Origin of the sequence: Streptacidiphilus jiangxiensis (assembly GCF_900109465.1) — a bacterium.
GTDB classification, from domain to species: Bacteria; Actinomycetota; Actinomycetes; order Streptomycetales; family Streptomycetaceae; genus Streptacidiphilus; species Streptacidiphilus jiangxiensis.
Window position 1 is genome coordinate 1 of record NZ_FOAZ01000060.1, and the last position, 10,020, is coordinate 10,020.

At 72.4% G+C, this 10,020-nt stretch carries 16 protein-coding genes; all 16 read left to right on the forward strand.

Annotated features, from left to right (window positions below):
* The first annotated feature begins 360 nt into the window (after positions 1-360).
* Complete coding sequence (locus BMY61_RS42910) at positions 361-540, forward strand: hypothetical protein (protein ID WP_075004301.1); 180 nt, start codon at positions 361-363, stop codon at positions 538-540.
* Position 541: 1 nt separating this feature from the next.
* On the forward strand, positions 542-733 hold the full coding sequence (locus BMY61_RS42915; protein ID WP_075004302.1) for a hypothetical protein: 192 nt from the start codon (positions 542-544) through the stop codon (positions 731-733).
* 35 nt (positions 734-768) lie between these two features.
* Complete coding sequence (locus tag BMY61_RS42920; RefSeq protein WP_042449441.1) at positions 769-1,074, forward strand: hypothetical protein; 306 nt, start codon at positions 769-771, stop codon at positions 1,072-1,074.
* Between the two features lie 73 nt (positions 1,075-1,147).
* Complete coding sequence (locus BMY61_RS42925) at positions 1,148-1,729, forward strand: hypothetical protein (protein WP_042449443.1); 582 nt, start codon at positions 1,148-1,150, stop codon at positions 1,727-1,729.
* Between the two features lie 168 nt (positions 1,730-1,897).
* Positions 1,898-2,614, forward strand: coding sequence for a hypothetical protein (locus tag BMY61_RS42930; protein ID WP_042449444.1), 717 nt, complete (start codon positions 1,898-1,900; stop codon positions 2,612-2,614).
* Between the two features lie 36 nt (positions 2,615-2,650).
* Positions 2,651-3,550 (forward strand): N-6 DNA methylase, encoded by a 900-nt coding sequence (locus BMY61_RS42935; protein WP_042449446.1) that lies wholly within the window; start codon positions 2,651-2,653, stop codon positions 3,548-3,550.
* Positions 3,551-3,782: 232 nt separating this feature from the next.
* Positions 3,783-4,196, forward strand: a complete 414-nt coding sequence (locus BMY61_RS42940) for a hypothetical protein (protein ID WP_042449448.1) — start codon at positions 3,783-3,785, stop codon at positions 4,194-4,196.
* Between the two features lie 71 nt (positions 4,197-4,267).
* On the forward strand, positions 4,268-4,564 hold the full coding sequence (locus tag BMY61_RS42945) for a hypothetical protein (RefSeq protein ID WP_042449450.1): 297 nt from the start codon (positions 4,268-4,270) through the stop codon (positions 4,562-4,564).
* 119 nt (positions 4,565-4,683) lie between these two features.
* Complete coding sequence (locus BMY61_RS42950) at positions 4,684-5,136, forward strand: hypothetical protein (RefSeq protein ID WP_042449452.1); 453 nt, start codon at positions 4,684-4,686, stop codon at positions 5,134-5,136.
* 211 nt (positions 5,137-5,347) lie between these two features.
* Positions 5,348-5,560, forward strand: coding sequence for a hypothetical protein (locus BMY61_RS42955; protein WP_052438800.1), 213 nt, complete (start codon positions 5,348-5,350; stop codon positions 5,558-5,560).
* Between the two features lie 14 nt (positions 5,561-5,574).
* Entirely contained in the window at positions 5,575-6,450 is an 876-nt protein-coding gene (locus BMY61_RS42960; protein WP_143094830.1) for a hypothetical protein, read from the forward strand.
* 101 nt (positions 6,451-6,551) lie between these two features.
* Positions 6,552-6,845: a hypothetical protein gene (locus tag BMY61_RS42965; RefSeq protein WP_042449455.1), complete on the forward strand. Its 294-nt coding sequence runs from the start codon at positions 6,552-6,554 to the stop codon at positions 6,843-6,845.
* 135 nt (positions 6,846-6,980) lie between these two features.
* Positions 6,981-7,163, forward strand: coding sequence for a hypothetical protein (locus BMY61_RS42970; RefSeq protein ID WP_042449457.1), 183 nt, complete (start codon positions 6,981-6,983; stop codon positions 7,161-7,163).
* Positions 7,164-7,392: 229 nt separating this feature from the next.
* Positions 7,393-8,184 carry a hypothetical protein gene (locus BMY61_RS42975; RefSeq protein ID WP_042449459.1) on the forward strand — a complete coding sequence of 264 codons (792 nt, stop codon included), beginning with the start codon at positions 7,393-7,395 and terminating at the stop codon, positions 8,182-8,184.
* Positions 8,185-8,364: 180 nt separating this feature from the next.
* On the forward strand, positions 8,365-9,285 hold the full coding sequence (locus BMY61_RS42980) for an SAM-dependent methyltransferase (RefSeq protein ID WP_052438802.1): 921 nt from the start codon (positions 8,365-8,367) through the stop codon (positions 9,283-9,285).
* 67 nt (positions 9,286-9,352) lie between these two features.
* The coding region (locus BMY61_RS42985; protein WP_143094831.1) for a hypothetical protein at positions 9,353-10,020 on the forward strand (668 nt) is incomplete at its 3' end.

Consider the following 10,020-nt stretch of genomic DNA (forward strand, 5'->3'; position numbering starts at 1 on the left):
GCTTCATGAAGCGCGAGTTCGGCAAGAAGTTCGTGGAGCAGTACTTGCCGGCGCTCGACCTGACCTGGGTAATCGACAGCAGCGGCGCCTACATCCCCGGGCACGGCACCCCGACGGTGATCCTCGTGCACCGCAACCAGCCGCCGACCGGCCGCACGGTCACCACCATCCAGGGAGTCCGGGGCGAGCCCCGCCTGCCGGCCGACCCCGCCCGGGGGCTGGTCTGGCGAGCGATCGAGGACGCGGTTCATGAGCGGCTGGCGCTCAACCGCCTCGCTAGGCATTGCAAAATGAACATCAAGGATGTAAAGTACTTCTCGAAAGGGAGGGATCCCGCCCCTCCCCGGAAGGAGCGAACCTGTGGCGTACGGAGTCGGCGAACTCGACGGGGCGAAGAACGCAGCGGAGGACCTGGGCAACACCTTGTCGGTCTGGGCGGACGAGTTCGGCGACGACGCCGAGCTGACTCCCGCCCGCCGCCGGGTCCTCGCCGAGCAGCTGGCCGAGGTCGTCGAATCCGTCCAGGCCCTCCTGGGCTGACGTGGACAACGGCTTCGACTACCCGCAGCGGGTACGAATCACCTTCCCCGACCAGACTCACCTCGCCCGCCTGGGCACCAGCGTCTATCTCGACCGCACCGTGGCCACCCCGTGTCTCGGCTTCCTTCGGCCCGGCACCTACGCGCTTGTGGCCGACGACAAGCCGGTGACGTGCTCCTTCTGCCGGACCTGAGCAGTTACCTGACCAACCAACTTGGAGACCACCCCATGCATTCCGACGCCGACGCCGAGAAGGCGCTCACCTTCGAGCAGTGGGGAGAACGCCTGAACGCGATCTACCTCCGCGGCGACGGGGACGGCTGGACATCGGAGGTGAAGACCGAGTGGGACCAGGCATGGCAGCTGATGAGCGCCAGTCACCCGCTCGTGAGCCTCACCTGGCTGGACCCGAAGTGCGGGTGCTGCCAGCTCAGCTACCCGGCGGTCCTCGCCTTCGACGACCCGCGGGGCCCGCAGATGTTCGAGCTGCTCTACCCGACGTTCAAGCCCACGCAGGTCTACCAGCTCGGGTAGCCCCCGGCCTCCGCCGTCAGCCCGCTTCATGGGTCCGCGACCCTCTGACCTTCTACCCCTGAGGCTTTTCCGCATGGCAAGCGTCGACCAGACACTGACCGAGCTCATCCGCGCCTTCCCGTGCTCGTACCCCGACCGCACCCAGGCTCTCCACCACGTCCTCGTGGTGCTCGGCACCGGCCACGAGTGGCGGGACGGGAGCCTCGTGCAGCGCTTCGACTCGGACGGGCGGAACTGCCTGGACGTGCACGGCCAGTTCAAGCTCTCCGCCGAGCAGGCAGATCACATGCGCGAGTACGGGGACGAGGTTCCCCAGGAACTCCTCGACGGCACCTGCCCCGCCGAGCACCTCCGCCCGCTCGCAGCCGACCTGGCGCGCACCCCCGGCCCGCTGCTCGAAGACCCGTACCCGGCGTGCACCAGCGCGCCGTTGTTCACCGTCCCGGCAGACGCCGACGACGACTGGGTGGAAGCGGCGCGGGAGATCGCAGCGGTCGTCCTCCCGCTCTGGGCGGCCCCTTCCGCCTACGAGCTGGCCATCGAGTCCTCCCTCACGGACACTCAGCGGGCGTACGTCACCAGCCAGCGGACCGAGGCACTCGACCTCCTTGAGCGGCGCTTCGGTCCCGGCTTCCTCACCAGCACTGGGCGCTGATCCTTCGCGCTTTCCCTCCGTCAGCGCGCAGCGCAACGGCCCGGCCCGGCCCGGTCCGCTCCGGCCACCAGGTCCACAGACCCGGGCGGCGCCCCCTGATCGGCGCAGCCCCGCATCGTGGCGCCTGATCCGCAAACCACGCACGAGCACCCATCACATCGGAGAACCATGTCCGGGGACATCCCTCTCACCTTCGTCTTCGCCTCCTGCCCGCCCGGCCAGGTGGCCCCGCTCATCCAGGCTCTCGACGACCTCTCCTACGTCAGCCCCTGGTGCGGCCAGCACGAGGACGGCACGTGCCTCCCCCTCGGCGAGATGACCACCGACTTCGAGGCCTACCGGGACGACCTGCACGAGGCCTTCGCCGCTCTCGCCGGCGCGGCGCCGGGTGCCGCCTTCGCGGTGGTCGGCGGAGCCAGCGAGGACGGCCCGGGGCTGCTGCTGCTGCACCACTCCACCCTCGGTCCGTACCGGCAGGACGTCGCGCCGGAGGACGACCGGCTGTCGCCCCTGTTCAGCCGCGCCCAGCTGGAGGAGATCCTCAGCAGCGCCAGCACGCCGGCCGAGCTCGACTACGCACTCGGCGGCCCCTGGGTGCAGGAGTTCGCCTCGCGGCCCCGCGGCTGCCAGTCCCACTACACCGCTGCAGAGCTGGAGGCGCAGGCCGGGCAGCTGCGTTGGTCCGTGGCGACCGGCGCTCTCGCCGTGCACCGTCGGATGCGCGACAGCAGCGGGCAGCTGTGGGCCACCGCGACGTGGCACACCGGCGGAAGCGTCGTGCTCACGGGCGACGACGGCCTGCACCGGATCACCGACCGGACCACCGACCGCGCCTCTGCAGACGCCGCCCTCGCACAGCGGCTGAAGTGGCTCCGCCGGCACTGACCCCGGTCAACCCTCGGATCGAAGATCGGACCAGCCGTGAGCGCGCTCTACACCCCGGCGGAGGTCTCCGCCATCCCGCTCTTCCAGTCCCCCGCCGCACGCCGCATGCAGATGCCGCAGGAGGCCGAGGATCATGCCCGCCTGATCGCCGGCACCGTCGCGGCGGTCTGGACCGCCGGGCACGGAGGCGCCGGCCTCGACGTCGTCCTCGGCACGGTCGCCGCCGTGGCCTTCCTCCCCCTCCTCGACCCCGACGCCGGCGCCTCGGCCGCTGCCGTGGCCTCCCTGGAGCCCTCCGACCTGTGCCAGCTGCTCGACAGCGTCTGGCAGCGCCTGTACTGGGAGCTGCCCGCACACGTCGAGCTGATGCGGCCGCTGCGCCGCTGGCTGGACGCGCCCGAGGACTGGCAAGCCGGCGGAGCCCTGCTGGCCGTTCAGACCTGCATCCGCACCGGGCTCTTGGAGTTCGCCGGCGACTCCGACCGCGCCCTGAGCTCCGATCTCCTCGGCCGCCTCATGCAGCAGCTCCGCGGCCGGGCCGACAAGGGGAGCACTGGCGCCTTCCACATGCCGCGGGGCGCAGCCGTGCTGATGGCGGAGATTCTGCAGGTCGACACCGCCGACCTCATCGTGATGGAGCCGGCGGCCGGGTCCGGCGCCCTGTGGCGTGCTGCTGCTGCCGACCTTCGCCGCCGCGGTCAGAGCCCCGGGGAGAAGACCTGGCTCGGGGTGGAGGTCGATCCCCTGTCGGCCGCCGTCCTGGTCGCGAACGCCGTGCTCTGGCGGTTGGGCCCCAACGTCGTGGTGGCGCGGGCCGATGCGATCCGCCAGCCCGACTCAGGTGTCGGCGCCGCGCTGGAGCAGCGCGCCCGTGCCTACGCCCGCAGGGACGCCCTGTTCGCGGCCGTGAACGCCGCTGCGGTGCCGGGGACCTGATCGACAGCCACCTAGGCATTGCAATATGGGAAGTATGGATGTAATCTGGAGCCAATCCAGTTCGGGGAGTCCGACTCGGCGAGCGGCAGCGCGACCAGCGCGCCGGAACTCCGCGCAGCTCAGCGCCCTTCGGGGCCGGAGCGCCTTGCGGCGAGCTCCCGGTTTCACCGACGCGCACCGGCGACAAGTCGGCGCGGACACTCCTGCATTCACGCCGTCGAAAGGCTCAGCCATGAGCACCGAGAACCCCTCGCGCCTCCCGTCGTCCGGCTCGGCGGTCGGCAACGCCGCCGACCCGGGCGGGCCGGAGCAGCGGTCCGCTGTTCCGCAGCCCTCGTACGACGCTGCGCTGGGGCAGGTGCTGCACGCGGCCGAGGCGCTGGCCAGGGCCGTTGCGGCGGCGCCGTTCCCGCTGCGGGCCGTGGTCGGCCCCGAGGCACGGGCATGCATCCAGGTGCCGGCGGTCGCGGACGACCAGCTGGGCCGGATGCTGCGCGTCGAGCGCTTCGCCGCCCTGATGCCCGCCGCCCCGGTGCTGGCCGAGGACCCGGCGGGCTTCTACTGGCAGGCGGAGAGGACGGACGGCGGGAGCCTCGTCCAGGTGTGGACGCGACTCGCGCCGATCCCGGATCCGCTGCGCCCATAGTCCACGCCCACGCCATCGCCCGGCCGTCCTCCTTCGGCCGGTTCGTGATCCACTCATTGGAGCACTCACCCATGTCCACCAGCACCGGCGCCGTCGAGGCCAGCGTCAGACCGCCCGGCCGCGGCAGCGCCCGGATCGCCTTCGACCGCGGTCAGCACCCTGCCACGCTGCTCCCTCTTCTCCGCGCCGACACCGGGGACGCGAGGACGTGCGGGGACTGCGCCTTCCTGTACGAGCGCCGCGGAAACCACGGCCCTCGCCTCAAGTGCCGCGTCCGCGCCTCGAAGCGGCGCCCTGGCCCCAACCTGCAGCCCGCATTTCCGGCCTGTCAGCGCTTCCAGCCCGCCGCCGACGCAGCTGCGGCCTAGAAGCCGGCGCGCCCAGGGCAACTGCCCGTCGCTCGCGCCGCCCGTCCGTCCAGCCCCCGGCCGATCCGCAGCAGGCGCATCGACAGGGCCCGTTCGACCAGCCCCAGGAGGAGACCTTCATGACCGCCAGAGCCCGGTGCGGGATCGCCGCCGCGACCGTCGCCGCCCTGATGCTCACCGCATGCACGGCCAGCGACGAGGACATCCCCCAGCCCACCCAGGCCGACTTCGCCGAGCAGGTCGTGGTCGTCAGTGCCCACCCCGGCATGAACTGCTACCTGCACTGGGTCGGCTACTACACCACGGACTGCTACGGCTACGGCGTCCGCCCGCCGTACTCGGTTCACATCTACCCGCCGCGCGGATGCACCTGCCCGACTCCGCTGCCACGCCCGAGCAGCTACGTTGCGCCGCGTCCCGTCGTGGCCAACCGGCCGACCGGCAACACCACGATCAGCCACTCCAGCCCCGCCCCCATCCCGCCCAGCAGCTCGCCCAGGCCCCAGCCCCCTCGGACCACGCCCCCTGCCGCGCCGCCGAGGCCGGCCACCCCGACGCGCCCGAACCACTGAACCCACGCCTCGGCCGGACCCTGGCCGACCCCACCCAAGGCATTGCAATATAATCAAACACGGCGTAGAATAGTGCTCACTGGGAGAGGGTGGAGCGCCCCCGACCTCCCGGTGAAGACTCCCCCGCGCGAGCGGCCCGGCGCACCCGTGAAGCCCACGGCGATGCGGCCGGGCCATGCCGCCGACCCGTGCTGACAGCACCGGAGGAACTATGCCCACCGACTACCGCGCCGCTGGCGCGACCGTCAGCGAAGCCCTGGCCCTGCTCGACGAGAATCCCGACTTCGACAACGCCCGCGACGAGGACCCCGCGTGGCCCGGCCACCTGGAGAGGCAGGCTGTCCTCGCGCTGCGCGCCTGGCGCGACAAGCTCCACGGCCTCGAACGGACCACCGAGTCCATCACCACGACCGACACGCACTGAGAAGAAGTCAGCCCATGTCTCACGCACCTGTGGTGGTGTGCCTGGCTCCGGTCGAGCCGGACGGAGTCGAAAGCGCCGTCGAGGAGGCCCTGGCCCCGTTCGCCCTCGTCGTCGACGAGCAGTGGTTCGAGCGCCCGCACTGGCGGGACGAACTCGCTGAACCGGTAGACGGCGCAGGGCCGGACGCGATCGCCGCCGTGCTGGCCGAGAGCACCGGCAACGACTGGCGGCACGAGGAGAGCCCGACCGGCCCCCGGTACTTCGAACTCACCGAGGACAATCCCAGGGGCCAGTGGAGCAGCTACACGATCGGCGGCGGGTACCGCGGGCTGTTCCCCGTCCGCGCCCTGGCCGATCCCCGGAACGAGGCGCTCGTGCGCGGGGAGTGCTGCCCGGACGGATGGGCGGACGGCGGGCCGATCAGCCTTCTCGACCTGGGTGCGGCACGCCGTCAGGCCCAGCGCACGGCCGCCGACCGGTACATGCGCTGGTGCGAGATCACCGCCGGGAACCCCGGCGTCCGGCCGCTGGCCGACTTCGAGGCCGAGCACGGCTCACCGGCCGAGCGGTGGATGCCCAGCGCGGCCGCCGCCGCCTTCGAGGCGCAGCCGCAGGTCGCCCTCGCTCGCGCCGAGCGGCTCGTCGGCACCGGCGAGGACCCGGTGGCGCTCTTCGCGGCACCGGACCGCCTCTTCGAGGAGGCCGGGCTGCGCGCCGTGACCGGCGCGGCGCTGCTGACCGTGGACGGCACCTGGTGCGACGACCCCGACGGGGCCCACCGCCCCGCCCCTCGCAGCGAGGAGTCGCTGGCGTACCACCGCAGGGCCAACTCCTACCTCGGCTCCCTGGACGCCGACTGCCTGATCGTCCTGACCGACCTGTACCGCTGACCACCCCGGTCCGCCGTCCGCGACCCACCTGCCGCCGCCTGAGCGCCGCTCGGGCGGCGCCCCTTCCACCCCACCACCCGAACGAACAGGAGCCATCCCCCATGACCGCACCCTCCGCGCGCCTTCGCGGCGCCACTTTGCAGCTGGACCTGACCGACGCACCCGACCTCCCCAAGGACGGGAAGATGATCGTCGTCCGCGACGCGGAGATCGTCTACGAGCGGGACGAGCAGGGCCGGCTCCGCACCCAGGTCACCGTGAACGGCGTCCCGCGCCTGGCCAACGGAACCCCCGGCAGGGCGCCCCGCTGGCGCCGGTTCGAGTTCGGCCACCAGACGGCCCCCGCCTGGGTGAACGACCTGATCGCCGCTCACATCCCGGATGCACTCCGGTAGAAGCCCACAGCGCCCCGCCGCCGCCCCGGAAGCCGAGGGCGGCGACGGGGAGCAGCCCGTCAGTTCACGGGCGAGCCGCCGACGGTCCGGCCCGCACCGCGCCGGGGCACACGAACCGAACATGAAGAGGCACCAATGGAAGGTGCGCAGCAGCGAGCGCTCACCGACGACGAACTGCGCGACATGCGCGCGGTCGTGGACTACAGCTGGGCTGCGGAGCAGCGCGACTTCGAAGAGCAGGACGAGGACGGCCGGCAGAACCACATCTTCAACAGCCTGGTCGTGCTCGACGCGCTCCTGCGCGACCTCGTCCAGTGATTGGAGCCCCCCGGCCACGACCCCTCCGGGCTGACCCCACCTCGGAGCAGCATTGCAATATGAGCACGTGCAATGTAGAGTAATGGGTGATGGCGGCAGTGACCGCCTGACCAGCGCCGTGGCGTCATCGCCACCGGCCCATCTCAGTAGCCGCGTCGCCTTCCTACGGCCCTGCCAACGGGCCGCACGGACCCCCGCGCGCTGGTCCACCCGATACCGGAGGTCCGCTGTGAGCAGCGCAGCCACGCTCAACCCGACCCTTCCCGAGGATCTCGTCTCGGCAGCCCACGGCGGCCTGACCGAGTACCTGGGCAGCCTCGACGAGGTCCTCTGTGTCCAGGTCGGGGTCGATCGCTCCTTCGCAGACGGCTCGGACTTCGACCCGGAGGTCACCGTCCGCTACGCCGACGGGACGACGGCAACCATCAACTTCCACCGCACTCCTTTCCACGAGGAGCTCATTGCGCTGCGCGATGACCTCGACGACGCGGGGCACAGGCTGCGGCCCTTCTCGATCCGCTTCCGCGCTCCCGCTCCGGCCCCTGTGGACGCCGAGGCGCAGCAGCTTCCGAGCCGCCGCGAAGCCGCCTATCTGGATGCAGCCCGTACCGGCACGCTGGCGACCCGGGCCTACCGCAGCCTGGGTCGCGGTGCGGAGGACCGCTCGTCGCTGCCGGGAACGCAGCTCGGCCCGCTGCCCGACACCCGCGTCCTGGACCTGGGATGGCTGCGCTACGCCGAGCATGGCTTCGGCCTGGTGCTGACCGATGCCGGGCGGACCGCGCTGGCAGAGCACGAGCGCAACCGGCTGTCCGTCGGCCGCGCGCTGGCGACGACCGCCCGCAAGGCCGCGAACGCGCTGGCCACCGGGACCGCCCGGGTGCGCTCCGCGCTGGCGGAGCAGCGCGGCCTCGCCTCCACCGCCCTCCCGCCGGTGAGCGTCGTCAGCCAGCTCGCCCGCGTCCTGGGCGTGCTGAGCGCCCGGCGGGCACCCGCCCGGCGTGGCGGCCGCCACCGGTAGGTCGGCAACCAGCGGCACCGACCCCGGGGGCGGCTGCGCCTCGGCTCCGGCCGCCGCCGGCGCAGCCCGCCCCTCCGACCGCCGCTGCGCGACAGCAGCGGACCCCTTGCTCCACAGCACGTCACCGCCTCCCGGCCCGCTCCCGGCAGGGAGGCCGCATCCGAAAGAACCGAAGTCAGCGTGAGAATCACCCCCGACGTCCGCGACGTCCTGGAGAAGGCGACCGTCGACGGCGTCCGCCTCCTCCTGCCCGAGCAGCTGCCCGACCTTCTGTACCAGCGCGTCAACAAGGTGCTCGCCGCCGCCGGCGGCCGCTGGAACCGGCGCGCCCAGGCGCACGTGTTCGCTGCCGATCCCAGCGCCGTCATCGCCGGGATCGTCCGCACCGGAATCCTCACGACGCCCCAGGATCACGGCTACTTCCCCACCCCGCCGCCGATCGTGGACCGCCTCCTGGAGCTGGCGGACCTCTCCCCCGGCCTGCGCGTGCTGGAGCCCTCCGCCGGGCGGGGCGCCATCGCCTCGGCCCTCGCGGACAAGGGCTGCATCGTCGACTGCGTCGAGCTCCTGCCCGACAACGCGCAGGCCCTGGCGGAGGCCGGCTTCCAGCGGGTGACCACCGGCGACTTCCTCACCGTCGCTCCCCGGCCCCAGTACGACCGGGTGGTGATGAACCCTCCGTTCGCCAAGGACGCCGACGCAGCCCATGTGATCCACGCCTTCGGCTTCCTCGCCCCCGCTGGGCTCCTGGTCGCCGTCCTCTCCAACGGAGTCACCTTCCACCGCACCCCGGCGGCGAAGGCGTTCCGTGCGCTCCTGCAGTCCACCGGCGGCCAGCTCCACGAGCTCCCGGCGAACTCCTTCCAGGCCAGCGGCACCGGCACCGGCACCGTCATCGCGGTGCTTCCCGGCACCGGGCGGACCCTCTCCGCACCGGCGCCGGCTACCGACGCCCCTGCGGACTCCACGGGCGACGACCTGCCCGACCCGCAGATCCTGGTCAAGGAGATCATCCTCGACTTGCAGGAGTCCCTGCTGCTCTTGGAGGAACTCCGGGACAGCCTCGCGCCGGCCGCCGTGCGCACCGCGACCACCGACTGACCGACCCCGACCAGCGTCGGCCGCGCAGCCTCGTGCGGCACACCTCCAGAAGGACACCAAGCACACCGTGAACACCCTGAACCACCCCGGCTGGCCCATGGCTCCCGACCTGAGCAGCCAGATCGCCGTATGGACCGCAGCGGAGCGCACCGCCGACCTCGCGGGTTTGGCCCTGGCGGCGAGCCTGCTCCCCCAGCTGCGCCTCGTCACCGATCCGCACCCGAGCGCGGTCGCGGACTTCCCCGGCGGAGGTGAGGTGAGGGTGTACGCCTGCGCCGGCCAGCAATTCACCTTCCACCTCGCCAACGTTCCCGCCCATGCCGCGCAGGCCCTGGTCGACGAGGCGTTGGAGATCGGCTACTTCGAGTGCCTGAAGACCGGGGACGGAGAGGCCACCGAGAGCATCGAGGACGCCGTCCCCGAGACGTACGGCCAGACCCGCCCGGGCGTCTCGGAAGACGTCCTGACCGTAGGCGGCGACGGACGGTGCGGCCTGTCCCTGCACCGCATCGACGTGGCGGACGCCGCCGAGGCACTGGTGGCGCTGGGCCGCGTCTGGCGCGACGGGCCTCAGTCGGCCGATCGGCCCGCCGGGGCGGTGCAGGGCCTCCACCGGTCGCACTGCCTGGACTGCCGCCACCCCTGCTCCCCGCCCACGGGCGCCTGCTGGACGGCCGCGCAGCACGAGTCGGCCCGCGCGGCCAGGGACGCGGCAGAGGCGGTCGACGAAGCCGC